This is a genomic window from Microbacterium marmarense (assembly GCF_037204165.1).
GTDB lineage: Bacteria > Actinomycetota > Actinomycetes > Actinomycetales > Microbacteriaceae > Microbacterium > Microbacterium marmarense.
Genome location: NZ_JBBDGL010000001.1, coordinates 867,725 through 893,894, shown reverse-complemented (window position 1 = coordinate 893,894; position 26,170 = coordinate 867,725). Strand labels below are relative to the sequence as shown.

At 61.4% G+C, this 26,170-nt stretch carries 21 protein-coding genes; 6 read left to right on the top strand and 15 right to left on the bottom strand.

The annotated features are described in order from the left end of the window. Positions 1 to 21 precede the first annotated feature (21 nt). The 7 genes from WDU96_RS03985 to WDU96_RS03955 all read right to left on the bottom strand — a co-directional run bounded on the left by WDU96_RS03985 (position 22) and on the right by WDU96_RS03955 (position 7,650). Positions 22 to 1,587, bottom strand: a complete 1,566-nt coding sequence (locus tag WDU96_RS03985; protein ID WP_337337188.1) for a GMC family oxidoreductase — start codon at positions 1,585 to 1,587, stop codon at positions 22 to 24. After that, entirely contained in the window at positions 1,587 to 2,201 is a 615-nt protein-coding gene (locus WDU96_RS03980; RefSeq protein WP_337337187.1) for a thiamine pyrophosphate-dependent enzyme, read from the bottom strand. Before WDU96_RS03980 ends, WDU96_RS03985 begins: the two co-directional genes overlap by 1 nt. Continuing rightward, entirely contained in the window at positions 2,198 to 2,698 is a 501-nt protein-coding gene (locus WDU96_RS03975) for a thiamine pyrophosphate-binding protein (protein WP_337337186.1), read from the bottom strand. Before WDU96_RS03975 ends, WDU96_RS03980 begins: the two co-directional genes overlap by 4 nt. Next, positions 2,688 to 4,094 (bottom strand): NtaA/DmoA family FMN-dependent monooxygenase, encoded by a 1,407-nt coding sequence (locus tag WDU96_RS03970; protein WP_337337185.1) that lies wholly within the window; start codon positions 4,092 to 4,094, stop codon positions 2,688 to 2,690. Before WDU96_RS03970 ends, WDU96_RS03975 begins: the two co-directional genes overlap by 11 nt. Next, a complete protein-coding gene (locus tag WDU96_RS03965; protein ID WP_337337184.1) occupies positions 4,091 to 5,602 on the bottom strand; it encodes an aldehyde dehydrogenase family protein in 1,512 nt (503 codons plus the stop codon). The genes WDU96_RS03970 and WDU96_RS03965 overlap by 4 nt, the downstream gene beginning before the upstream one ends. Positions 5,603 to 5,685: 83 nt before the next feature. After that, entirely contained in the window at positions 5,686 to 6,300 is a 615-nt protein-coding gene (locus WDU96_RS03960; RefSeq protein WP_337337183.1) for a helix-turn-helix domain-containing protein, read from the bottom strand. A gap of 84 nt (positions 6,301 to 6,384) precedes the next feature. After that, the gene (locus tag WDU96_RS03955; RefSeq protein WP_337337182.1) at positions 6,385 to 7,650 is read right to left on the bottom strand and encodes a wax ester/triacylglycerol synthase domain-containing protein; all 1,266 of its coding nucleotides are present in this window, start codon (positions 7,648 to 7,650) and stop codon (positions 6,385 to 6,387) included. 160 nt (positions 7,651 to 7,810) lie between these two features. Here WDU96_RS03955 and WDU96_RS03950 point away from each other — a divergent pair, with 160 nt between their 5' ends. Then, positions 7,811 to 8,251 carry a TlpA family protein disulfide reductase gene (locus WDU96_RS03950; protein WP_337337181.1) on the top strand — a complete coding sequence of 147 codons (441 nt, stop codon included), beginning with the start codon at positions 7,811 to 7,813 and terminating at the stop codon, positions 8,249 to 8,251. Further along, positions 8,238 to 8,783, top strand: coding sequence for a DUF4395 domain-containing protein (locus WDU96_RS03945; RefSeq protein ID WP_337337180.1), 546 nt, complete (start codon positions 8,238 to 8,240; stop codon positions 8,781 to 8,783). Before WDU96_RS03950 ends, WDU96_RS03945 begins: the two co-directional genes overlap by 14 nt. A 28-nt stretch (positions 8,784 to 8,811) precedes the next feature. Here the strand turns inward: WDU96_RS03945 and WDU96_RS03940 are convergent, their stop codons facing one another. The 4 genes from WDU96_RS03940 to WDU96_RS03925 form a co-directional block, all read right to left on the bottom strand. Next, positions 8,812 to 10,257 carry a sulfatase family protein gene (locus WDU96_RS03940; protein ID WP_337337179.1) on the bottom strand — a complete coding sequence of 482 codons (1,446 nt, stop codon included), beginning with the start codon at positions 10,255 to 10,257 and terminating at the stop codon, positions 8,812 to 8,814. Beyond that, on the bottom strand, positions 10,254 to 12,845 hold the full coding sequence (locus WDU96_RS03935; RefSeq protein WP_337337178.1) for a glycoside hydrolase family 3 C-terminal domain-containing protein: 2,592 nt from the start codon (positions 12,843 to 12,845) through the stop codon (positions 10,254 to 10,256). Before WDU96_RS03935 ends, WDU96_RS03940 begins: the two co-directional genes overlap by 4 nt. A gap of 53 nt (positions 12,846 to 12,898) precedes the next feature. Then, entirely contained in the window at positions 12,899 to 14,323 is a 1,425-nt protein-coding gene (locus tag WDU96_RS03930) for an MFS transporter (RefSeq protein ID WP_337337177.1), read from the bottom strand. A 102-nt stretch (positions 14,324 to 14,425) separates the two neighbouring features. Continuing rightward, complete coding sequence (locus WDU96_RS03925; RefSeq protein ID WP_337337176.1) at positions 14,426 to 15,571, bottom strand: ROK family transcriptional regulator; 1,146 nt, start codon at positions 15,569 to 15,571, stop codon at positions 14,426 to 14,428. Positions 15,572 to 15,777: 206 nt separating this feature from the next. Between WDU96_RS03925 and WDU96_RS03920 the strand changes: the two genes are divergently transcribed. Both WDU96_RS03920 and WDU96_RS03915 read left to right on the top strand, forming a co-directional pair. After that, on the top strand, positions 15,778 to 16,476 hold the full coding sequence (locus WDU96_RS03920; RefSeq protein WP_337337175.1) for a TetR/AcrR family transcriptional regulator: 699 nt from the start codon (positions 15,778 to 15,780) through the stop codon (positions 16,474 to 16,476). Between the two features lie 39 nt (positions 16,477 to 16,515). Beyond that, positions 16,516 to 18,312, top strand: coding sequence for a sulfatase (locus WDU96_RS03915; protein WP_337337174.1), 1,797 nt, complete (start codon positions 16,516 to 16,518; stop codon positions 18,310 to 18,312). A 166-nt stretch (positions 18,313 to 18,478) separates the two neighbouring features. Here the strand turns inward: WDU96_RS03915 and WDU96_RS03910 are convergent, their stop codons facing one another. From WDU96_RS03910 to WDU96_RS03895, 4 genes are all read right to left on the bottom strand, one after another. Beyond that, entirely contained in the window at positions 18,479 to 19,339 is an 861-nt protein-coding gene (locus WDU96_RS03910; RefSeq protein ID WP_337337173.1) for an ATP-binding cassette domain-containing protein, read from the bottom strand. Continuing rightward, entirely contained in the window at positions 19,336 to 21,171 is a 1,836-nt protein-coding gene (locus WDU96_RS03905; protein WP_337337172.1) for a dipeptide/oligopeptide/nickel ABC transporter permease/ATP-binding protein, read from the bottom strand. The genes WDU96_RS03910 and WDU96_RS03905 overlap by 4 nt, the downstream gene beginning before the upstream one ends. Then, positions 21,168 to 22,109 carry an ABC transporter permease gene (locus WDU96_RS03900; protein ID WP_337337171.1) on the bottom strand — a complete coding sequence of 314 codons (942 nt, stop codon included), beginning with the start codon at positions 22,107 to 22,109 and terminating at the stop codon, positions 21,168 to 21,170. The genes WDU96_RS03905 and WDU96_RS03900 overlap by 4 nt, the downstream gene beginning before the upstream one ends. Positions 22,110 to 22,191: 82 nt before the next feature. Next, complete coding sequence (locus WDU96_RS03895; RefSeq protein WP_337337170.1) at positions 22,192 to 23,721, bottom strand: ABC transporter substrate-binding protein; 1,530 nt, start codon at positions 23,719 to 23,721, stop codon at positions 22,192 to 22,194. A 241-nt stretch (positions 23,722 to 23,962) separates the two neighbouring features. Between WDU96_RS03895 and WDU96_RS03890 the strand changes: the two genes are divergently transcribed. Together WDU96_RS03890 and WDU96_RS03885 are read left to right on the top strand one after the other, a co-directional pair. Further along, a complete protein-coding gene (locus WDU96_RS03890) occupies positions 23,963 to 24,628 on the top strand; it encodes a TetR/AcrR family transcriptional regulator (protein WP_337337169.1) in 666 nt (221 codons plus the stop codon). A gap of 12 nt (positions 24,629 to 24,640) precedes the next feature. Then, positions 24,641 to 26,149: a sulfatase family protein gene (locus WDU96_RS03885; protein ID WP_337337168.1), complete on the top strand. Its 1,509-nt coding sequence runs from the start codon at positions 24,641 to 24,643 to the stop codon at positions 26,147 to 26,149. Positions 26,150 to 26,170: the final 21 nt, after the last annotated feature.

Sequence of the window (26,170 nt, the reverse complement as noted above, 5' to 3'; positions counted from 1 at the left end):
CCAATCGTGACGAGACGGCGATCATTGCGTGCTTCGCAAGAGGTCAGCTGCCTTCTCGGCGATCGCCACAGTCGGTGCATGAGTGTTCGAGGTAGGGATGCTGGGCATGACCGATGCATCGGCGATCCATAGTCCTTCAAGTCCGCGTACTTTGAGCGCGGGATCGACGACCGCGTACTCATCGTTGCCGATGCGCGCGGTGCCCGAGCAGTGAAAGAACGATCCGATGTTCTGGCGCACGAAGCGCAGCTTCGCCTCGTGGTCAAGTCCGCGCGGCGGGGTTATGGGCCCCTCAGCCAGATCAGCGAACGCTGCCGAAGCAGCGAGATCATGCACCGCGTCAACCGCCTCAACCATCGCTGCCAGGTCGGTCTGGTCAGCGAGGTAGTTCGGTTGCAGTTCGGCGGCGGCTGCGGGGTCCGCGGAACGGACTCGCACCCACCCCACGCTGCGTGAGCGGTACAGCCCAGGCACGAACGCGAACACGCGATTTCCAGCGAGATCGTGATTGGCGTGCAAGACTTCATCGCCGCGGGAACCATGAGCGATCACCGCGTGCAGGTCGGGGCCCGCTTCAGCGTAAGAGCTACGCCAGTTGAGCATCGAGCCGCCGCCGTTGCCGACAACAGGGCCGAGGTCGTCGCGTGCACGAAAGTTCATGCCGAGAATCAGCGGATGATCTTGAAGGTTCTCCCCCACTCCCGCAAGCGAATGTGCGGGAGCAATCCCCGCCTCGACAAGACGCGCGGGGTCGCCGATTCCCGAGAGTTGCAGCAGGCGCGGGGTGTCGAGGGCGCCTGCGGCAAGCACGATGCGCGGTGCGGCCGTTTCGATCAACACGCCATCCACGACGTGGCGAACGGCCGTGACGATTCCTCCCGCGAGGGTCAGTTGGTGCACCGCACTGCCCACGAGCACGTCGAGATTCCCGCGCTGCATGGCTGGCTCAAGATATCCGCGCGCCGTGCTCCAGCGTTCGAAGTCGCCGGCTTCTGTCACAATCGCGTTGTAGTCGGCATAGACCGCACCCTCGTTCGACGCGGCGTTGGCGTCGTCGAGTACCGGAAGTCCGCGATCAGCCGCGGCGCCGATCAGAGCGTCGGCGATGGGGTGCACCTCAGCAAGAGGCGCCACTTTCATCGGGCCGTCGAGCCCGCGGTAGGCGGGGTCGCCGCCTGCTCGAGACTCTGACCGTTTGAAGTACGGCAACAGATCGTCGTAGCCCCACCCTGTCGCCCCAGCTGACGCCCACGCGTCGTAGTCTGCACGGTTGCCTCGATACCAGAGCATCGCGTTCGTGCTGGAGCTGCCCCCGAGCACACGCCCGCGAGGCATCGCAAGCGCTCGGCCCAGTACATGGTCGGTGGGGGTCGAGCGGTACCCATAGTCATAGGTTCCGCCGATCATCGCGTCCCAGCGGGCAGCATCCAGAATCTCAGAAACGCCACTGTGGTCGGGGCCGGCTTCGATCAAAAGCACGCGTCGCTCAGCGTCTTCGCTAAGCCGCGCCGCCAGCACACAACCGGCTGCGCCACCGCCCACGACGATGAGGTCGTATCCGCTGGCGGGCTCGGTGACAAACGGCATCAGTTGTGCTCGCTCGGGCCCATGATGCTCACGTTCTCGGTCTGCTCGACGTGGCGCACGAAAATGTACTTGTCTTCGCGACCGTCCGAGTGCTTGCGCTTGATGCCCGGCTCCAAAATCCCGTCGGTCTTCGCCACGACGATGTATGGCTCGGATGCTGACAGGCCCACCGCGCAGTGCGCGTCGAATTCTTCGAGCGTCAGAGCTGTATGCGCTTGCTCAACACCGGCACCGCGGGCGATCGCAGCGAGGTCGACGCGGCCCTTTGCCGTGTGCGTCGCAGGGCCTCCGATGGACTGATACTGCTCGTTGTCCCACACCACGATGAAGAGGTTTTCTGGCTGCTCGTTGCCGAGGGTGGCCAGAATGCCCAGGTTGAACAGCAAGCCGCCATCGGTGTCGAGCGAGACAATGCGACGGTGGGGCAGCCCGACGGCGACACCGAACGCTTCGGGAGTGACGCAACCGAGCTGTTGCTGAAAGAGACTTGCGTCACGCATATGCGGCGCGGCGTTGTACCACTCGTCAACCGCGCCGCCGAGCGACAAGATGACAAGCTCATCGGCAAGGCGCGCACCGAGCAACTTCATTGCTTCGAATCGTGAGTAACTCATCGGACCAGTCCCCCTCCGAGAACAATCGCTGCGTGGTAGTACGACGCGTAGGCGGTTTCATAGGCGTTCACGACGGCCTGTTCGATCTCATCGACCTCGTGCACGATCGTGTATGGCGTGCGAAGCGTCTTCAATAGGGGCTCCATCGTGATGCCGTGCGGCACGGCCCACCAGTTGTTCTCGCCCATCTCGCCGCGATAGCTCATGATCATGACAACCGGAATGCCCGCTCCCAGCCCCATACGGGCCAGATGCTCGGTTGCTGCGCGCAGCCCCGAGTTCTCCATCACAAGCACGGCGCGTTTGCCCGACAAGAAGACACCACCGGCAATGGCAGCACCCTCACCCTCGTTCGTCACAGGAATCGTGCGAATGTCAGGATCAGCATCCAGAGCCGGATACAGCTCTTTCAACAGGGAGTCCGGAAGGTACGTCGCGACGCTCACCCCAGCCCGCTTCAGACCGCGGATCACCGCTTCAACGGCATCAGCTCTCATTGGTTTCTGCTCCAATCGAATGGTGGTCATCGGCGGCACGCGCCGTTAGCGTGCGCGCACGGTGCGACTGCGCAAGCCGTGGTGCGCCGGTGAATCGCTCACGCAGGGTGACCTCGCCCTGAAGATCTTCGGTACGCCCTCGCTCCGCGAGGATGGGCAGTACAAGTTCGATGAATGCGCGATACGCAGCGGTGCCGCCGAATGTGGGCTCAAGCATGATGCCGTCGATGCCTGAGCCGTCGACGATGCGCTCGATCTCGTCGGCAACTTCGACGGGCGAGCCGGTCACCTGAAAACCACGGATGGCCTTGGTGCGGAACTGATCGAGGATCTGTCCGACCCGCATGTCGGGATCTTGCTTTGCGTAGCGCTGCACGAGTGTCTGGCCCAGATCGGTCTTGAGGTCGACCACTCGCCACGCGGGGTCAATGCCCGTGAGATCGAGGCCGGTAATGCCGGCGAACATGACCGCCGCGTCATCGAGACCGAGCAGATTCTCATATTCCTCACGCAGCATCCAAGCCTCTTCTGAGGTTTCTGCGACGGTCACCGTCATACCGGTGACGACGGAAACATCTTCTGCCGACCGACCGTTGCGCACCGCCTGCTCGCGAATATCGCCAACATGAACGGCGGCACTCTCGATGGTCTGCCCCTGAATGAAGACCGCCTCGGCATTGCGGGCGGCATAGGCGCGGCCGCGGTCTGAAGTGCCTGCCTGGAAGAGCACCGGTGTGCGCTGCGGCGTGGGCGGCACCGCAAAGATGCCGCGCGAACGTTGAAAACGGCCTGCTACCTCGACCGCATGCAGCTTTTCGGGATCGACATAGGTACCGCTCTCGCGGTCACGCACTTCGGCACCGTCTTGCCAGCTGTGCTCCCAGTAGCGCAAGCAGGTGTCAAGGAACTCGTCGGCAGCGTCATAGCGCTCATCGTGCGAGAGCACTTCGGTCACACCGAAGAGCTGGTCTGTCGTTGCCTGCGAGCTGCCAGTAACGATGTTCCACCCGATACGCCCTGCGGTAAACCGGTCGAGAGTCGCGAAGCGTCGAGCCATCGCGTAGGGGCGCTCGACCGTCGTAGGTGAGGTGACGACGAATCCCAGGTTCTCGGTTTCGCGGGCAAGCGTCGCGATAGCGAGCATCGGGTCAAGAGCAGGGAACTGAATTCCGTGTGCGGCCACCTCATTCGGCATGCTGCCTTCGAGCGTGGCGTAGCCGTAGGTGTCGGCGAAGAAGAGAAAGTCGAAACCGGCATCGTCAAGTTCACGCGCAAGCGTCACCCAGTACTCGAGGTTGTCCCATTCGTCGCCTCGACCGCGCGGGTCAGTCCAGGTGGGCATTCCGTTGTTCGGATTCATCATCTCGAAAACTCCGAGCTTGATACGTTTCGTCATATCACCATCACCACCGTTTTCGTTTCCAGATAGTTCTCTAAGCCTTGGGCGCCGTTCTCGTAGCCCCAGCCCGATTCTTTGTGCCCACCCTTGGGCAGTTCTGGCCCGAGGAATGAGTGGCAGTTCACCCACACGGTGCCCGCCTGCAGTTGCGCGGCCACGCGATGGGCGTCGCTAAGACCTTCGGTCCATACGCTTGCGGCAAGGCCATAGGGCGAGTCGTTCGACCAGCCGATCACCTCATCGAGATCGTCAAAGGGCGTGACCACCGCCACCGGGCCGAAGATCTCTTCGCGCATGAGTCGCATATCGGCACGCACATCGGTGATCACGGTTGGTGCATAGAAGGTGCCCTGCGGTCCGCCGCGCTCGCCGCCTGTAACGACGGTTGCGCCCGCCGCGCGACCCTCATCGACCAGATCGGCAACCCGCCCCGCCTGGGCAACGCTCACAAGCGGTCCCAGGTCGGCGGCAGAGTCGAGGCCGTGGCCGAGTCGAAGCGCTTCTCCTGCCGCCGCCATGCCGTCTACAACGTCTTGGTACACGTCGCGGTGCGCATAAACGCGCGAACTCGCCACGCACACCTGCCCGCTGTTGTCGAAAATGCCACGCGAGATTCCGCTGATCGCATTCGCCAGGTCGGCGTCAGGCAGCACAAGCGCCGGCGACTTGCCCCCGAGTTCCAGGGTCAAGCGCGTGAGGTTGCCGGCCGCGTTGGCCACGAGGTGCTTACCCACCGCGGTTGAGCCAGTGAAGGCCACTTTCGCGACTCCCGGGTGCTCGGCCAGCGCTTGTCCGGCTTCGCCGCCAAACCCGGTCACGATGTTCACTACCCCGTCGGGAACTCCCGCGCGCTGCAATAGCCGACCGAGGTAGAGCGCCGTGAGCGGCGTGTTCTCTGCGGGTTTGAGCACGATCGTGCACCCTGCGGCGAGCGCCGGGGCGAGTTTCATCGCGGTCATGATCAGCGGCGAGTTCCACGGCACGATTGCGGCGACAACGCCCACCGGTTCACGGCGCGTGTAGGCGAAGACCTCTTTGCCGGGCGGCGTGCGACTCAGTGACGTCGGGATCGTCTCACCGAGAATCTTCGTCGGCCAGCCCGCGTAGTAGCGAAACTGGTTGATCGCAGCGGGCACTTCACCGAAACGAGAGGTGCGCACGCTCTTGCCCTGGTCAAGAGTTTCAAGTTCGGCCAGGTCGTCAAGGTCTGCCTGCATGAGGTCGGCGATGCGCCAGAGCAATGCACCGCGGTCAGCCGGGGTCATTTTCGCCCAGCGGGCAGATTTCAATGCTCGGGATGCTGCGCCCACCGCAGCATCGACGTCAGCCGCCCGGCCACGGGCAACGACGGCGAGCGTTTCACCAGTGGCTGGATCGAGCGTAGGAAATCTCTCACCAGAGGCCGCGTTCATCCAGCGACCATCGACAAGAAGTCGGCCCGGGTCGTCGGCGAGGAACGCTGCCACGGTGTCGCGCAACGGGCCGCGACTAGTCTCGATCGTCATGCTCCGATGCTACGGAGCAATCATTGATTGCAAATAGCTATCACGTTACGATCGCGTTTCCGCGATCTATGTGTTCGCTTTCGCTAGCCCGTGACCGCGTAAACCAGCAGCACGGTGGCCGGTTCGGGGCCGAGCACAGCCCAGCGGTTTCGCAGCGCGCCGGGATGCGCCAGCGAATCGCCTGCGCGCAGCACCCATTCACCGCGACCATCGATTGACACCGTGACTTCACCTTCGGCGACGTAGACCACGATCTCGCCGTCCGACTCGAACCAGTCGCCGATGTAGGGCCCGCCCGCAATGCGATACTCCTGCACGGTGGCGGCGCGAGCCGTGCCCGATGACAGTACGCGCGAGGTTGCGCCGTCATCGCTCTCGGCGACGCGCACGTGCTTTCCATCCTCGCGACGGGTCAGCAGTATTGGTTCAGGTTCGGGCACAGCCGGGAAGAGCACCGACGGCGACAAGCCGAGCGCTTTCGCGATCCTGAAGAGGGTTACGACCGAGGGCATGGTGTTGCCGCTCTCGATCTGGCTCAAGAAGGGCTGGCTGATGTCGGCGGCGGACGCCAGCGCCCGCATCGAAAGCTTCTGCTCTGTGCGTGCTGCACGGATCGTGCGGCCGAGTGTGACCCCGATGAGTGCGTCATCAACCGCGCCAGAGCTGTTGGGCCCATCGAGCGCAGAAGTGTCAGACACGCGTCTACTCTACGAGCGCTCGCGGCGAGGCTGCGAAAACCGGCGTTCTTCGACCCGCAACGCACAACTGTTCGCTAGCGCGAATCAGAGCCGTCGAAGCTCCTCGAATGCCTCTTCCACAGCGATCGCGAGGTTCTCAATCCCTGGCACCGCTAGTGGATCGGTGCAGAACCCCACGCCAATCGTGCCGCCATGCGAGATCGCTGCGATACGTAGGGCGTGGTGCGCGCCTGGTTCCGACGCCGAATAGAGGGCGCTGACTCGGCGGCCCGAAACCGACGTGACCGAACGCGGCCCCGGAACGTTCGAGATGGCGAGGCTGAACTCACGCGAGCTTGCCGCGGCACGGTCGAGCAGCTTACCCAGAACCGGCACAGCGCCGAGCGCGTGAAATAGCTCGTACATGGTGGTCGCGTCACCTGCCTGCTTCGCTGTTCGCGTCTGCGCGCTGATGCGGTCAAGCCGCAAGAGCGGGTCTGGCTCGCTCAATTCGAGATCCACGTTCAGAAACGAATCGTGGTTGCCTATCGCAACGCCGCCGTCACGGTGGTGCAAGCTGACCGGCACCTGGGCTCGCAGATCCAACGGCGTGCCAGCAGACCGCAACCAGCCCCGCAGGCCACCGGCGACCGCGGCGAGCAACACGTCATTCACAGTTGCATGGATCGGGCGGCTCGCGCCGATCGCTTTGAGCTCACTCAGCGCGACCGTCGCGAACGCGAGGTCACGTTCGCCGGTCAGGGGAAGATCGAAAGGCGAACGCGACCCTCGATGCCCCCACTCTCTCGAGATCGTCGCGGGTACTCGACGCCATTCACCCGTCGTCTTCGCGGTGGGCGCGGCATCCGTTGTGGCTACCGGCTCGTCAGAAGCTGGTCGCGCGTCGACAACCGCGGCTTCGAGAAAATGCATGGCGGCGATGCCGTCGGCCATCGCGTGGTGAATCCGAGCGGCAATCACCTCGCGGCCATCAGCAAGCGGACCGATCAGATCCAGTGACCAGAGCGGCCGAGCATGGTCAAGATGCTCTGCCATGAGCACGCCAAGCTCGCGGCGCAGATCGTCGGTCGTTTTGCAATCGACGGAGCGGCGTCGAACATGGTTCGCAATGCGGAAGTCCTCGGCACAAATCCAGCGCGGTTGCGCACCGGCGACACCGACGCTGACCTGTTCCAGGGCGTGAGGCACCGTGTCGAGTCGAGCGTTCACGCGCTCGCGCAACGCATCGAGATCCAGCGGCGGGCCCGGCTCGAGCACCAGAAGTTTGAGGGTGTGGCCGGTGAGGACTGCCGACTCGAGTGCCAGAATTCGCGCATCGTCTTCGGAAAGAACAGCGCCGTCATCCGTCATGCGCGCCAGCCTAGCAACGGGCATCTGTCGGGCATGAGCTGTCGCTCAGCGGCGTCTGAATCCCCCGCCATGCAGGTGCGTTCTCGATTCGCAGCGGCGTGGTGTTACCTCACATTGCAGAGCGGCCCTCGAAGCAGGGACCCGCTGTTAGCGTTTTGGGATGACAACCACCACCGCACTCTTTGCCCTCGGAGTTCTCATAGTGGGCAGCGTTGTCATCGGGCTCGTCATGAAGGCGCGAGAAGGTCGCGCCCGCCAGGTGTCGTCGCACGCCGGCGAAGACCCCGACACAGTCGGCGCAACGCAGTGGGGTGAGCACGCAACGCTGTTGCAGTTCAGCACTGAGTTCTGCACCCGATGCCCCGGTGTGAGCCGCACGCTCGCCGCGATCGCTGATCGCGAACCGGGCGTCGTGCACATCGACGTGGATCTGACCCACCGCGCCGATCTCGCCAAGCACTTCCAAATCCTGCAGACTCCAACCACCCTCATTCTCGACAGCGACGGTGTCGTTCGCACCCGACTCGGTGGCACAGTCGCTCGCGCGAGTGTTGAGCGCGAGCTCCAGCAAGTTGCAAGGGCACAGCATGTCTACATCTGAGAGCCGCCCAGCGGCGAGACCGCAAGGTATCGACCCTCGCGGCCCACGGTTTGCTGCCGCAATTACGAGCACACTTCTGCTGATCGCAACCTTTCTGTCAGCAATAGGAATCTCGACCGCTCAGGATGCTACGGGCTGGGCCATCACCGACGCATCGCTCATCCAGCGTGCCGCAGACCCAGGCTTCATCCTTCTTTCGGTCATTGCCTTGCTGTTTGTATGGTCGCTTGCATCGCCGCGCACTCAGCCGTACGGGGTGCTCTTCCGCCGCTTCATTGCACCGCGGCTCGCTCCCCCCGTCGACCTGGAAGACCCGCGTCCGCCACAGTTCGCGCAGGCTGTCGGGCTCTTCGTGGTCGGCCTCGGGCTCGTGCTTCAGCTTTTCGGTGTGCCCTGGGCGCTGCCAATAGCAAGCGCCGCGGCGTTCGTTGCAGCGTTTCTGAACGCCGCTTTCGGGCTCTGCCTCGGCTGCCAGCTCTATCTGCTGCTGGCCCGCGCTGGGTTGGTGGGACGACGCCCGGCAGCCGCCTGACTCTCGAATCGCCCCGCGAAACGAACAGCTACTGCGGAGCGGCGACGAGCGCAGGAATTGCCTGGCTCGCGTGCGGCGCATCGCCAAGACGCGCTTGTTCGTGCCACATCGCTGCCTCAAGCGTTGAACGAACTGTTGCGTATAGCGGATCGTTGGCGACATTGCGTAATTCATCTGGATCAGCCTCCAGGTCGTACATCTCCCACTCCGGCGGGTACACAAATGGACCGGTTCCCGGCAAGCCAAGCCCGTCGTTGTAGTAGTAGATCAGCTTGTAGCGGTCGGTGCGGTAGCCATAGTGCGCTGGCGCGTGATGGAAGGTGTCATCGTGTTCCCAGTATCGGTAGTACACTCCCGCATGCCCCTCCCGTTCTTCAGCCCCGGTGAGGTCAGCCCAGAAACTGCGACCCTGCATGCGTGGATGAGCGGGCACACCTGCTGCTTCGAGAATCGACTGAGCGAAATCAACGTTAGTGACGAGGCGGTCGTGCACTTCGCCTCCAGGGATGGCGTTCGGATAGCTCAGCACCAGCGGCATACGCAACGAGTCTTCATACATAAACCTCTTGTCGAACCAGCCGTGCTCGCCGAGAAAGAAGCCCTGGTCTGATGCATACATCATGAGGGTGTCATCGAAATCTCCGCGCGCACGTAGCCAATCGATGACGCGACCGACGTTCTCATCGACGCTGTGCACGCACGCGAGGTAGTCCTCCATGAAGCGCTGGTACTTCCACAATGCCATCTCTTCATAGCTGAGCCCCTCGGGCACCTCGATCTTGAGGTCTTCAACATTGAGGCTGTCCGCGACGCGCAGCAAAGAGCGCCGCACGGAACTCGACCGCGTCGCGTAATCGTCCCAGAATGTGTCGGGTACGGGAATACTGTCGCGGTAAAGGACCGAGTGCTCGGGCTTGGGCTCCCATGGGCGGTGCGGTGCCTTGTGATAAATCAGCACGCACCAGGGATCGTCACCCTCAAGCGAGTCCACCCAGTTCAAGGCAAGATCGGTCGTGACATCTGTGGCATAGCCTTCGACGTTGCGCACGCCGTTTTCAGAGAGGAACGTGGGGTTCCAGTACTCACCCTGACCATCAGCGCCGACGAGCACATCCCAATAGTCGAAGTTCTCGGGATTATGCCCCTCACCGTGACCCATATGCCACTTGCCGATCATCGCGGTGCGATAGCCCGCTTCTCGCAACTGCGAGACAAAAGTCGGTTGGCTCGCGTCAATCGGGGTCACGAGGGTAGTCACGCCATTGATGTGGCTGTGTGTGCCTGTGAGGATCGATGCGCGGCTCGGCGAACACAACGCGTTGGTCACCATACAGTTATCGAACCGCCACCCGAGGTCGGCAATCTCGTCAATGCGGGGTGTCGCGTTCACGGCAGACCCATATGCGCCGATCGTGCGGGATGCGTGATCATCGGTGAGGATCATCACGATGTTCGGGCGGCGGGCCGCACTCATGAGACCGTCACCTCTACTTCGATGGTCTCGACGGTGTCGCTCGCGCTCGTGGCCAACGCAAGTTCGTAGGTGCCGGCGGGAATCGACCATTCACCTCCCTGGTACACGGCGAGGTCTGCCCACGCTACCGAAAGGTCGACTTCACTCTGCTGCCCTGCGCTTACAGCTACCGATGCGAATGATTTCAGGTGTGCGATTGCAGCACCCGGTGCACGCACGTAGAGCTGTGGCACGACGAAGCCGTCACGCTCGCCCGAGTTTGTGACCGAGACAGAGACGGGGATGCTCCCGGTGCGGGTCGCGCGCAAAGCGGCCGCCGCTGGAACCTCCGTTGATGCCGGAGCGTTCAGCGCGCCAAACGCAAAGGTGGTGTACGAGAGCCCAAACCCGAATGGATATGCCGCGACTGGCGCGCCATTGTGCCCAAAGTAGCGGTAGCCGGTCTCGGCCTCATCGACCGTAACAACCTTGTCAACGCCTGGGAATCGCTCAGGCGCGAAGGTGGGCAAGTCTTCGTCACGCTCGGGAAAGCTGACCGGAAGGCGCCCGGCCGGCTCCGCAAGACCGGCGAGAACGTCGACAATCGCAGCGTTGCCGCGGCTACCGCCGTACCAGCCCTGAACGAGAGCGCCGACGGAATCGCGCCAAGGGGTGAGCACAGCGCTGGCCGTCTCTAGCACGACAATCGTGCGCGGGTTCGCCGCAGACACCGCGCGGATGAGCGCCTCTTGCTGCCCCGGCAGTCGCAGCGTGGAGCGATCGGATCCTTCGCTGGCGAGGTCACGCACGACGACGATGGCAATGTCCGCTGCCGATGCCCGGTCAACTGCTGTTTGCAGCGATGGTGCGATCGCGCCCTTGGGAGCACGGAGCCCCACCTTGAGCGGTGACGAGGAGGCGTCGACGAACGCACGCTGGGTCTCATCCGGCGCGACGTACTCGGCGAGAATCCGGTGAGCGCCTGCCGTGACAGCGATCTGCGCAGTCGTGCGTGCCGTGCGCCTGGAGCCACCTCGGTGCGACAAGACTTCTTCGCCGTCGATCGATATCGTGACATCGCCACCCGTCACGACGTCCCACTCGTGGTCGCCCTCTGCTGCGAGCCAGGAACCTGTCCACGTCACGCGAGCCGTCCCCGCGGGGGGAGCGACATCGGGGTCGCCGCCGAAGGCCCAGTCGGTGGTCTGGATCGAGAGGTTGGTCGCATCGCGCGTGGCAAGTACCTCGCCGGCCTCGTCATAGAAAGTGGCGGTCAGGCCCACGCCCACGCCCACGCCGGCCGAAAGGGCGCTTTGTGACACCTGGTCGAAACCGGGGAGCATGTCGGTCAGGGCGATCGCATCGATGCCCGCTCTGTAGTCGATCTGTGCAGCTGGCAGCTTCTCGCGCAACGCGTCGAGGAAGGTATCCCGATCTGCGATCGCGCGAGTCGGCCCACCGGCAATGGCCGCGTCAACTGCGGCAGGCCCGCAAACGGTGATCCGTGGGGAGGACACAGGAGAAAGCGGAAGAAGCTTGTCACGGTTCTCAAGTACGACGACACCACGGGTAGCACTGTCGTGCGCAGCGCGCATCTCGCCTTCCAACGGTCCCTGCCACTGCACTGGTACCGGCGGGTTGTCGAATAGCCCCACATCGATCATCATCGACAAGATGCGCCCGACTGCGGCATCGAGCACGGATGGATCGATGCGGCCCTCTTCGATCGCTTCGAGCAAGACCGAACCGAAGAACTCTTCGTCGCGGAACTCTTGATCGAGACCGAGCTCGAGCGACTCAAGCGAGTGCGCTGCCATCGCGTCGTTGCGAGCGACGCCGTTAAAGCCCCACTCTTCGCGAAGCAGGTCGAAGTACGCCGGCACGTCGTTGACGTGCGAACCATTGATCTTCGCGTACGCCGTCATGATCATCGCGATCGGCATGTTCTGGATCACGGATCTGAACGGTGCGAGATAGTGACCAATGACGCGATCGTCATTGACAACGTAGTTCGTCGACAGCCTGTCGGTCTCGACAGCGTTCATGCCTACATGCTTGAGGTCGGCGACTACTTTCTCGTCTTGGATGCCGCGGGCATAGGCCTCGCCGATGATCGAGACGAGGTGCACGTCCTCACCGAAGTTCTCGTGCACGCGCCCGTGACGGTAGTCACGAGCGACGTCGAGCGTGGGGGCGTGCCACACGCCATAGCCGAGACGATGAGTCTGTGCCGCGAGCGCGCGGGCTGCTGTGCGCGCGCTGTCGGGGGCGAAGCTCGCTCCGATTGAGTGCTCGGAGGGGATCTGAGTGACATTCGGGGGGCCAACCAGTACCGCGGCGGGACTATCACCCTGCGTGACATCTGGAATGCCGACGCGATCGTTCCCCTTGATCCAGGCTTGCCAGAATGCCCCCTCCGGTGAAACCTTCAGCCCGCGCCCATAAAGAAGATCGGACTTCTCTTCGGCCGTCAGCTCTTGTAGCAGAGCGTCGACGCGTGCTTGGGTCGAACGGCTCGTGTCTGCCCAGGCGGCACCATCGGGCATGGCCGGCGGTTGCGCCGAACGCTTTTCGATCGTGTTGAACAGAGCCATCAGTGCATCAGTCATGGTGCATTCCTTCGAGATGAGGGGTGGAGAGAGTGCGGAGAATATGCGAGGTGTCAGTCGCTAGCAGTATCGTCGGAGTGCTCGGCAGCTCGGGTATGCAGGACTGCGACGTTGGATGCGACTCGGGTGCGATCCAGCGGGTACCAGAAGTGCATCACGACGGCGAACAGCCCAAAGAGGATCCCTGGCCCCAGGGTTGTGACGGTGTAGATGCCGTAGTTCGTCTCGGGAGCCTGAGTGGGCTCACCCGCCTGGAAGCCAACCAACGCCAGCGCGAGACCGCTTGCCCCGCCGACAATGGCAAGTCCGAGTTTGCGTGCCCACGTGTTGATCGAGTAGATCGTTCCATCTTCACGGCTCTTGGTTCGCACGTCGACGTCATCGATGACGTCGGTGATAAACGCCCACACGAGCATCATGAACAACACCAGACCCAACGTCGACACTAGCGCGAGCGCGAGATAGACCCATGGATTCTCGATGCGCAGCAGCCAGATGACGACTTGGAGAACCGCAGCGACGCTCGCAGCAACAACCGCAATCTCCTTCTTCCCGAAGCGACGCCCGAGACGCGAGGCGAATGGTGCAATCGCAAACATAGGCACGATCATTACGAGGGCCCCGAGCGACGACAGTTGACCGTTGTTGAACCAGTTGAGCCATAGATAGGGCGACATTGTCTGAGTCAGGAACTGGCCGACCATCATGAGCAGGTTTGCGACGAGCAGCGCGAGCAGCGCGCGGTTCTGCCCGAGCGCCTTCAAGACAGTTCGGAACGGGACCGGAGCCGCCGTACGTGGCGCGACGACACGTTCTGTCGTGAGCAAATAGAACAGCGCGTAGCACCCGAGCGAGAGAACGGCGAACACAGCGGCGGTGACCAGCAGCGCGCTCGGCACAACCTGCGAAACACCATCTACGGTCGCGTAGATGAACAGCGGTGGCACGACACCGACGAAGAGCCCGGCGAGCGCCGCTCCGGTTGTACGGAACACCGAGAGGGAGGATCTGTCGCCGGGATCGGCACTCATGACCGAAGCCATCGAGCCGTACGAGATGTTTACCATCGTGTAGAACACGGATCCCCACAAGAGATAAGACACTGCCGCATAGGTGAGCTTGGCTGCGTACGCCCAATCGCCGATCATGGGCACGTAGAGCAAGATACTCATCGCCGCCAGCGGGAGCGCCATCCGAGCCACCCACACCCGGAAGCGGCCGGCAGCAGACGGCTTGTGCACGTCCAGGAAGCGGCCCCACCCCACGTCGGTGAAGGCATCGAGAAGGCGTGCCCCGAGAAAGATCAGCCCTACGTGCGCGGGGTTGAGCCCAGCGACGTTGGTGTAGAAAACCATCAAGAACGACGAAGCGAAGATGAAAACGAAGTCGTTGCCAAAGTCGCCGAATAGATATCCGACCTTGTCACGCCACCCGAATGGCCTGAGTTGCGTCTTCTTTGTCGCGACTGCCTGTGACACTTGATCCCCTGACGTCTTCGTCGTTGCAGTGAAAGCTTGAGTGCAACGCCGAAATCACGCCGCATACGGAGAGTACGTGGGGCCGATTATTTTTGTCAACCTTTAGGAATAAATGGTCGGCACGACTAGGTCGCCTCCCGCTGCGGCCAATCCGAGGACTACACCGCCTTGTGCCGAGCCCCTCCTACCGAGAACGGCGGGGCGAACGTCAACATCAACGGCGACGTGGTCTGGCGACAGTATCCGAACCAATTCTTCGACTCGAGGTGCGATGCCATTTGCCCGCCCGAGCGTGCCGCCGAGCACCACTCGCCTCACGTCAAGTGTCGTAAGCAGGCCCGCCACCACGCGAGACAAAACGCCTAAGCGGCCATCGATATGCTCAACCAAGCCTGGGTGAGCAAGCATCTCACTTGCGGAAGATCCGATGTACGCCGCCAGTTCTGGCAGTGCGAGATAGCGCTCAAGGCAGCCAATACCGCCACACCAACACGGTGGCCCATCAACGTCGACGCTGATATGCCCAAGTTCCCCAGCTCGCCCATGCCGCCCGTCGACTATCCGTCGATCTAGCACGACTCCTCCGCCGACACCCTCATCAAGATGCAGATAGATAAGGTCATCCACGTCTGCGCCCGCCCCGAAGCGCATTTCAGCCAGCGCGACAAGTCGCGCGTTGTTTGCGAAGACGGGAGCGACCCCATAACGCGCGAGCATACGAGCACCGACGTCTTCTCGCACCCGATCAGCCGCCTGGGCCCCTGTGCCAAAAGAGAGCGGAGTGCCCACGACTATCGCATCGAGACGAGCTGAGGTGAGTCCCGCGTCGCGGAGCGCTTCGTCAATCGCGTCGATTGCGGCTGCGCCGATTTCGCCAGCATTTCGACCTACGGGAGCAGACCGATCACTGCCAGCGACTATCTCGTGGCGCAGGTTAGCGACGGTTACCCCAATGTGACTTCGCCCCAGCTCAACGCCGATGACTTGCGCAGCGGCCGGATCGAGTGACAGAACTGATGCAGGACGACCTCGCCGCTGACTGGTCTGCACCCGCGACTCGACGATCACGCCGTCTGCGGTCAACGCGTTGACGATCGAATAGAGCGTAGTCCGCGACAGACCTGTCACGTCCTGCAGCTCCTGCCGGGTCAGCGGCCCGCGCGAGCGCAGAGCGCGCTCAATGTCTTGCTCGTGCGCATGACGAAAACGGCGCAACGGACTGCTCGAAACATGCACTTCGTCAGTCATCCAAAGAATCACTCCGTATTGCCGAGGGCGTTTGGCAGCATGCGTGGAATAGACGCAAGAGCACCAGATCTGCTTATCCCTACCATTCAGTCGGTCTAGCAGATAGACTGGTGACAATGAGCTCTCATTCTAGAGAGTGCCCCATGGCCACGACAGAGGAGTCGCAATTCCATGAGCGTGCAGTCCCGAAGCGAAAACGCGATGCAATGAACGAGTCTGCCGTGGTGCAACGTCGACGCAGCCCCAAGGGCGAGCAGCGCAGGCGGGAGATTCTCGTTGCAGCTGGTGACGTCTTCGCTCAAGGCGGTTTTGACTCGGCGAGCCTCGCGGAGATCGCTCAGAAGGCAGGCATCACTCAGGCGGGACTCCTTCACCATTATCCGTCGAAGAACGCGCTCCTGTTCGCAGTGCTCGACAACCGAGAAGTCGTCGAAGATGACTCGGCAGCAGGCGGTGACGCCGGCACCAGTTCAACCGAGGAAGCCCACGGCGTGGGATTCCTCATTGCCTTCCTCACAGCGTTGCGTCGCCACGAACAGGACCCGTCGGAGACCGCCTTTTTCTCGATTCTCTCAACCGAGAGCGTGACGCCGACTCATCCGGCACACGCGTACTTCTTGAACCGCTACAAGTCGGTACCGCGCGACATGAACCTGGAGCTGGAACGAGTTTTCGACGCTGCGAAGTTGCCCCCCAAAACCTCCATCTTCGATCTGTCTCGCACTTTGATTGCCATCGCAGACGGGATGCGCATCCAATGGCTGTTCGAACCAGATGCTGTTGTGCGCTCCGAGCTGGTCGCGCGACACCTGGAATTGCTCGAGCCATACATGCGCGACGGCGTGCGCGATGAGTTTCGCAGCGCTCTCGCGCGTTGGCGGATGCCTGCAGACGCGACCAACTGAATCTCCCACACGTCGACCCCTAGTAAGAAGGACTCTTTTATGAAGGCCATCATGGTCATGTTCGACAGCCTCAACCGCCGTTACCTGCCGCAGTACGGTGCGGATTGGGCAGAGTTGCCCAATTTCGCCCGACTGCAACAGCGCTCTGCGACGTTTGACACCTGTTATGCCGGCTCCATGCCGTGCATGCCCGCGCGCCGAGAACTGCACACGGGGCGCTACAACTTCTTGCACCGTTCGTGGGGCCCGTTGGAGCCATTTGACGACTCGATCCCAGAGATCCTCAAGAAGAACGGTGTTTACACACATCTGGTAACTGACCATGCGCATTACTGGGAAGACGGTGGTTCGACGTACCACAACCGCTACTCCACCTACGAGTTCTTCCGCGGGCAGGAGGGCGATCTGTGGAAGGGGCATGTCGCTGATCCCGAGATCCCAGAAACGGTTACGTGGCGGTCGGGCGACGCGTGGCGACAAGACTGGATCAACCGCCAGTACATGCAGACGACTGAAGAACACTCGCAGTTCAAGACTGTCGAGGCTGGTGTCGGTTTTATCGAGACCAACAAGAGCGAAGACAACTGGTTCGTGCAGATCGAGTGCTTCGATCCACACGAACCCTTCTTCAGCTACGACGAGCACAAAGCGCGTCGTCCGCACGCCTACGACGGCCCACACTTCGACTGGCCTGACTACCGCCGTGTTGTCGAGGACGAGCAGACCGTGGATCACGTGCGCGAGGAGTACAACGCGCTCGTGACCTTCTGCGATGACTCTCTCGGTCGCGTGCTCGACAAGATGGACGAGCACAATATGTGGGAAGACACGATGTTGATCGTGTGCACAGACCACGGTCTGATGATCGGCGAGCGCGGCTGGTACGGAAAGAACATTCAGCCTTGGTACGACGAGTCCATCCACACTCCACTGTTCATCTACGACCCCCGCAGCGAGCAGGCTGGCGCGCGCCGCGAAAGCCTTGTGCAGACAGTTGACTTTGGTCCGACGCTGTTGGGCTTCTTCGGCGTCGCGCGCACTGAAGACATGCAGGGCAAAGACCTCGAACCCGTCATCGCTCGCGACGAGCCGGTGCGCGAGTCTGGCTTGTTCGGTGTCTTCGGCGGCCACGTGTGCGTCACGGACGGGCACGTGGTCTACATGCGGGCATCAGCGGATCCGCAGAATCAGCCACTCGTCAACTACACGTTGATGCCGATGCACATGAACCAAATGTTCTCGGTGGAAGAGCTCTCGAAGGCAGAACTCGTCGAACCGCTCTCATTCAGCAAGGACGTTCCTGTGCTCAAGTTGCCGGCCGGAGCGTGGGGCAGCCCCACCGCGTTCGGGACGCTCTTGTACAACCTCGATACCGATCCTGATGAGCTTGACCCACTGAAAGATCCTGGGCTGGAGCTCACAATGATCCGACTCATGGTGAAGGCCATGGGCGAAGCGGATGCCCCAGCGGAGCAATACGCACGCCTTGGGCTGCCGAGCCTGGTGGATGAAGTATCAGAGGAGCACCTTCTGATCGAAAAGCAGTGGGCACAGGTTCAGCAGGGACTCTCATCGCCCGTCCCGGCCGAGGACTTCCCCAGCGACCGCATCGGCGTGCACACTCCGCTATCGGTGCTCATGGAAAACCCGATGGCAAAAGAGATGCTCACGAAGGTTCTCCCGTTCCCGCCAGCGGTGCTGTCGCGCCTGGGAGGCTCGACATCACTGTGGAAGCTCTCCGTTATGAACCCCGCGATGGGCGCTGATGCGCTCCGAGGGCTCGATGGCATGTTGGCCTCCGTGGCCGCTGCAACCCCGGCTCCCAGGAACACGTAGCGTCGCCCCCACGCGCAGTGCAAAGCGGCGTTGCCCCACCATTTTGGGGCAACGCCGCTTTGCGCATTCATTGGTGCATACGCAACAGTTCGTCTAGTTGCGCGCACCAAAAGACGCCGTCACCGAGGTAGGTGAAACGGCGCCTTTTGACAACGAGCAAACACAACTAGGCGGCTGCACCGTGAGTTTCCGCGGCTTTCTGTTGCGCCATCAACTCAGCGCGCGCCTGACGACGCGTCGCTTGTTCAGCAGGATTCGGTACGGGTGCCGCCATGAGCAGGCGTTGCGTGTATGGATGCTCGGGGTTGCGCGTGACTGCATCCCCATCTCCTGTTTCAACGATCTTGCCGTGGTACATCACAGCGACACGATGACTGATGTGCCGAACGACGCTCAAATCGTGTGACACGAATAGATAGGCCACTCCTGTGCGCCGCTGGATTTCAATGAAGATGTCGAGCACGCGGGCCTGTGTTGAGAGGTCAAGCGCGCTCACGGGCTCGTCACACACGATGAGCTTCGGTTCCAAAGCCAGCGCCCGCGCAATAGCAATGCGTTGACGCTGCCCACCGGAGAACTCGTGCGGAAATCGATCAATGGCGTCCAACGGCAATCGCACCTGGTCCAGCAGTTCGCGAATGCGACCCTTGGCTTCCGCCTTCGATACACCCGCGATACGCAGCGGCTCGGCGAGGATGTCACCAACCAGCATCGTCGGGTTCATCGACGAGTACGGGTCTTGGAACACGACCTGCACGTGCGAGCTCATGGCGCGGCGCTCGCGAGTCTTCAGGTGAGAAATATCCCGCCCGTCGAACGTGATGGTCCCCTCCGTCACCGGAGCAAGCCCGAGAACGGCGCGGCCGAGGGTCGTTTTTCCCGATCCCGACTCCCCCACAAGACCGACAGTCTCGCCTGGGTTGACCGATAACGACACGTCATCGAGCGCGCGGAACGGCTTCTTACGCCATCCCTTAATTGGGTACTCAACAACGAGGTTCTTCACGTCGAGAAGGGGAGCGCTCATGACTGCGACCTGCTTTCTTCCTGCTCGGCGCGGCTCGGGCCACCCTCGAGAGTCGATCCCAACAGCATCTGTGTGTAGGGGTTCTGTGGGTTGGTGAAGATTTCGGCGGCATCACCTTGCTCCACAATTCGCCCGTGTTGCATCACGGCAACGCGATCACAGATGTCGGCGACGACTCCGAAGTTGTGCGTCACCATGATGACGCCCATGTCATAGTCGGTCTGCAGAGAACGCAACAGGTCGAGCACTTCAGCCTGCACCGTGACGTCTAGCGCTGTGGTCGGCTCATCTGCGATCAACAGCGCCGGATTGCAACTGATAGCACCAGCAATCAAGATGCGCTGAGCCATCCCACCTGACACTTCATGCGGGTAGGCGTCAAACGTGCGCGGCGGGTCAACAATGCCCACGCGGTCCAGTAGTTCCAGCACCCGCGCCTTGGCCGCCTCTTTGCTGAGACCCATGTGCTTGCGAATCGGCTCGACGAGCTGATATCCGAGCGTGAAGCTCGGGTCAAGGTTCGACATCGGCTCCTGCGGAATGTAGCCGATACGTGCGCCACGCAGACTCGCGACCCGTGTGGGGTTCGCAGTCAGTGATTCACCATCGATAGCAATCGACCCGGATAGCACGCGCCCACCAGCAGGAAGCAATCCGAGGACGCTGAAAGCTGTCTGGCTCTTTCCGGACCCAGACTCGCCGACAAGCCCCAGCACCTCGCCCTTCTTGACGTGGAGGTTCACGCTGTCAACAACGACTTTCGTCGCGCCACCGGCCTGAGGGTAGCCGACACGCAGATTCTTCACTGAGAGCAACACGTCTACTGGGGGAACGTCTTCTGAAGCGCTCGGCGAAAGTTCCACCTCGGGCGGAAGAATCTCTCTCTTCATCCGCTCTTCCTCTGCTTCCTGCTCTTTGCCGGTCTTCACACGAGCAGCCTTGGGGCCGTCACCGTGCGAGACAGTGTCGCGCAGAGCAGTGCCGAGGAATGCAAATGCGACAACCGTGAGGCCGATGGCAAGACCTGGCCAAAGCAACTGGATCGGCTGACTGTAGATCACGATGAATCCGTCGTTGAGCATCGCGCCCCAGTTGGGGACAGACGCATCGCCGATGCCGATGAAGGCCAGCCCGGCCTGCAGAACGATTCCGATACCGATCATCATCGATCCCATAATGATGAGCGGCGCGCGTACGTTGCTGAGCACGTGGCGGAAGATGATTCGCGCGTCGCTTAGGCCAGAGACTTTTGCCGCATCCACATAGAGCTCCTTGCGCGCGGAGAGCACGCCAGTGCGGGTCAAGCGGAAGACACCTGGAGAGATCAATATTCCGAACACACCCATGGTGACTTCGACGCTCTCGCCGAGGACCGCGGTCACGGCCAGAACGATGACGATGCCGGGCATCGACATGAACATGTTTGCGAACCACGTAGCTACCGTGTCGAACCAACCCTGGTAGTAACCCGCGATCAATCCTGAGGGAACGCCCACGAGGATAGCGACACCTACCGCGATCGCCGCACCCACAAGGCTTGTGCGAGCGCCGTAGAGCAGGCGGGAAAGGATATCGCGACCCGATTGATCTGCTCCAAGCAGGTGCTCAGGGCTGAACGGTGGAGCGAACGAGTCATTAACGTTGGCGAAGTTCGGGTCATAGGGCGCTAGCCAGGGAGCGAATACGGCAACGAAGACCGCAATCGCAACGATGAAGAGGCCTACAGCGGCGAGAGGGTTCTTAATGAGCCGCACGAAAGTGCTTTGCCGCTTCGGGATGACCGGCAACACTTGCGTGTACGGGCCAACGACGGAGCTTGTGGAGTCGGTCATGCGAGACGCGCCTTCGGGTTGAGCCATCCGGTGGCAAGGTCGATGAGTAGGTTGACCACAACAACGAGGGCCACCATCACCAACACAAATCCGAGGATGACGGGAATGTCTTGCTGCTGGGTTGAATCGACAGCGAGGCGGCCGATTCCTGGAAGAGCGAAGATTCGTTCGATGATTACGGCGCCGCCCAAGAGCCCGACGACCTGCAGTGCGAGAACAGTCAGCGCGGGTGGCGCAGCGTTGCGCAACACGTGCTTGAAGAGAACCGAACGCGACGACAGACCACGCGAACGAAGGGTGCGCACGTAGTCCTGGCGAAGAACGTCGATAACGGCACCGCGTACTTGTTGCGCAGTGCCCGGAATTGTTCCGAACAGCAAAGCGATGACCGGTAGCGTGATGCCGCGCGCCCACTGGGTGGGATCCTCCGAAATCGGGGTGAACCCTGTCGCGGGTAGCCACTGCAGCGTGACGGCGAAGATCCAGACGAGCAACACCGCCACAAAAAAGTTGGGCAGAGCGTGGCCGAACATCGCCCCCACGGTGAGTGACTTGTCGATCCATCCGCGGTTGACGGCGGCAACGATGCCGAGCACGGCGCTAATGACTGCCGTGCACAGCACTGCCACGATCACCACCGAGAAGGTTACGGGGAATCGCGAAGCAAGCATGTCTGTGACCTGCTGGCTACTGAACCATGACGTGCCTAGGTCGCCCTGAGCGACACCACCCAGCCAGTCCAGGTATCGAGTAAACACCGGTTGGTCGAGACCAAGTTCTTGCTCTTTGGCAAGTACCTGCGCTTCGGTCGCGTTCTGCCCCAGCAGATTTCGAGCGATGGTGTCAGACCCAATGCTCATCAGGAAGAACGTAACCGTGGCCACTACAAACATGAGCGCGATGCCCGAGAGTAGTCGCTTGAGTGAAAACGAAATCATAGAAAGGTCAGCCTTTCGTGTACCGGTGTTCGCGGCGGGGCTGAAGTCGTCAACAGCCCCACCGCGAACGGCTGGTCACTCGCTACGCAGCGGGGGCGTAGTCGTAGATAGACGGAACGGGCTGCTGGTAGGGAGCCGTCACGTCGACATCAGTCGATGCGCCGTAGAGGTTGTCCGAGAAGTACATAGGAGCAAACCAGGCGTTATCAACGAGCCACTCGTTGATCTCTCGATAGGTAGCGGTGCGCTCTTCGTCTGAGGTCGCGTACTGAGCTTTCTCAATCATTGCGTCGAGCTCAGGGTTCGACTGGTGGGAGGTGTTCCATGTCGCCTCCGGCGAGATGAAGAACTGAATGGCCTGCCACGGGTCCGTCGACTGCAGCTGGAACAGGAACATCGGGTACTTGCCCGAGAGAATCTGCGGGAAGACCTCCTGCGAAGCGAGGGTCTCCCAGTTGATCGTGATCCCGACATCCGCAAAAGCCTGCGTCAGGATGTCCGCCTCGGGGAAGGCAAGTAGCGGCATGTCGATGGAGAAACCATCCGGGTACCCTGCATCGACGATCATCTGCTTCGCAGTCTCGGGATCGTACCCGTAGGTGTCGTTGATTGATTCATCCCACACGTCGCCTTGCGCGTTGAACACCTGTTCGGTGGTCAACCCGTAGCCGCCGCGAAGGTTGGCAAGCATCGTGGCGCGGTCAAAAGCCATGTTGATCGCCTGACGCACTTCAACATCAGCCAGCGCCGGCACCATCGTGCCATCGTGATCGGTGATGAAGAATCCGAACACACCTGAGGCTGGGTACTGCACAACCTGCTTGCCAGACCCTTCGACCTGAGCAACTGTCGTCTGATCAATCGGTGCGCCATCGACCTCGCCTGCGAGCAAGGCGTTAACGCGCGCAGCTGCCTCAGTGAGAGGCGTCAGAGTGATGGTGTCGTACGGGAGGTCAAGCGTGTCTGCATCCCAGTAGTCGTCGCGCTTCGTGAACACGTATTCAGCGCCGATGTTGCTTGCGGCCTGGTCATACACATACGGACCCGTGCCGTCTGGAACGGTGACCATCTCATCGGTACCAATCTTCGTCGGGTTTCCGATCGATCCACCCGGCGAGCTGAGATTCCACAGAAGCGCGGGGTCGGGTGCAACCAGATTCAGCACAACGGTTGTCTCGTCGACTGCCTCAACTGACTCAACCGATGCGAGCTGTGCGCTCATGATGCCGGTGCCATCTCGAGACGCCTCGAGGTTCGCCTTCACCGCTTCAGCGTCGAGCGGAGTGCCGTCATCGAACTCGATACCTTCTTCAAGCGTCAGAGTGAGTGCGGTTTGGTCTTCGTCGTAGCTCCACTCCTGCGCGAGCATCGGCACATACTCACCGTCAGCAGTGTGCCGGATCAGCGTGTCGTAGGGAAGCTGGTAGTAGGGAATCGCATATCCGTCGGCAGCTTCTTGCGGTGAGAAAGATGTCACATCGAGCGTCATGCCGATATTGAGTTCCTGTGTCTCGGTGGAGCCTTCGGGGGCACCCTCGGACCCTCCGCCGGAGCATCCCGCTAGCGCCAAGACCGACACGAGCGCGACACCAGCAATAGTGCGTCTGTTCATTGGGACGTTCACTCTCCTTCGAGTTTTCATCTGAACGAACTCACCTGCGAGCCCGCAGATGCCACACTACTGACCACTTAGTTGGTTTAGCAATAGTCTTTTTCATCACGTTTTGATGACAGAAACGCCGTTTTTTCCAGGATTCGAGACTGCGCCAAGAAACTTGGCATTGCAAAACTAACTAAACACTCTTTAAGTTTGATCCCAGCGACGCACGCTCAATGTCGAGGAGGCGAGCCCTGTGCCCACCGAGCAGTTACGCAGTAATCCAGGGGTTTCACCACGCCCTCGCGGCGAAGAGCGACGCCTTAGCATCCTGAGGATCGCAGTAGAGCTCTTCTCTGCCGGTGGGTACAACACCGTGAGCCTTGCCGACATTGCCCGCCAGGTGGGCATCAGTCAGGCGGGAATCCTTCACTACTACCCTACGAAAGCAGCCCTGCTTCTTGCCGTGCTCCAGCAGCGCGACGACGAGAACGGCCTGCTGCTCGCCGCACAGGAGAAGGCGGGAATCGCTGGGCTTGAGGCGTATGTCGGGATGCTGGCAGAGAACGACCTTCGACCTGAGCTGGTGCGACTTTTCGTCGTTCTTCGCGCCGAGAGCACTGCGGTAGAACATCCCGCGCACAGCTGGTTTATGCAGCGCAACGGTAAGACGATGCCGATAGTCACTCAAGACGTGCGTGACATCGTCGATGAATCGAAGCTCCCCCCAGGAGTGACCGCCGAAGTGATTTCTCGATGGCTTCTCGCGCTAGCTCACGGGCTCGGGGCGCAGTGGGTAACAGACCCATCATCCTTCGACCGGGCCGGCCACGTTCGGCTGTTCATCGACTTGCTTGGGCCCTACCTCAAAGAACCGGCCTCCCATAGCTCAACCACCACCCACACCACCCCTCGACGCTGAGAGCAGGACCCCGTGGCATCCCCAAACATCATCTTCATCATGTCCGACGACCACGCGGCGCACGCGATCTCGGCATATGGAAGCCGTGTGAACGCGACACCGAATCTTGACCGTATCGCTGAAGAAGGCGTCCGAATGGATGCCGTTTACTGCACGAACTCGATCTGCAGCCCTTCGCGCGCAAGCATCCTCACAGGCACATACAGCCATATAAACGGCGTGTCATCGATCTGGACCGAGATGGACTACCGGGTGCCGACATTCGTCGACGTTCTGCACGACAGCGGTTACAAGACGGGGATGTTTGGCAAGTGGCACCTTGGTGAGCAGGGCGCATCTCTCCCTCGCGGATTCGACGCCTGGAAGATCTTCCCCGGCCAGGGGGACTACATCAATCCAGAAATGATCGACGCGAGTGGCTCGGCCACGATGCCTGGGTATGCGACAGACATCGTTACCGATATGTCGATCGACTGGATTGACAGCCTCGACGCTGACCAGCCGTTCGCGATGATGGTGCACCACAAGGCCCCTCATCGGCCCTGGGTTCCGGATGAGAAGCACAAGCATCTATATGCAGACGGCACCATCCCCGAGCCTGAGACATTCTTTGACGACAGCGCGACACGCAGCAAAGCCGTCCAAGCCGTGCACATGACGATCGCTGATGACATGGGCGCCGACGATCTGAAGACCGAAGTACCAGAGCATCTCCGCGGTCCCGAAAACCGCAAAGCACGCATGAGCTGGAAGTACCAGATCTACATGCGCGACTATCTGCAGTGCGTTCAGTCGATCGATGACAACGTCGGACGACTGCTCGATCATCTCGAAGATCGCGGCCTTGCCGAAAACACCCTGATCGTCTACACATCCGACCAAGGCTTCTTTCTCGGCGACCACGGCTGGTTCGACAAGCGACTGATGTTCGACCAGTCGTTGCAGATGCCGATGCTGATCAAATGGCCTGCCCAAATCCCGGCGACGAGCCGATGCGACGCCATCATCACCAACGTCGATTTCGCAGCGACCTTTCTGGAAGCGTGTGGACTCGACGCCGACAGCGCTCTTCCGACCTCGCAGGGGCGTAGCTTCTTGCCGTTGTTGCGTGGCGAGCACATCGATGACTGGGCGGATGCTGCGTACTACCGCTACTGGGAGCACGACGACCCAATCCACGCGGCTCCCGCGCACTATGGCATCCGCACGGTCGACTATAAACTCATCTGCTACTACGGCGCTGGACTAGGCGTGCCTGGAGCATCCAGTCAGGTATACGACTCCGAGTGGGAAATGTACGACTTGAAGTCGGACCCGAGCGAACTGCGCAACGTCGCCGATGACCCCGCCTATGGCGACATCCGCGTCGAGCTTGAACAAAAGCTTGCGGACTACCAGCGCCGCTATAGCGACGAACCCTATGCCGGCCCCGACACACCCCACCCCACGTGGGGGCCTCACAACGAGCAGCTACTCGCATACGTCGAGGCCTATGTGGCGCAGATCCGCGCCAGTAGCTGACCGGTCCGCTCGCGCCGCGCT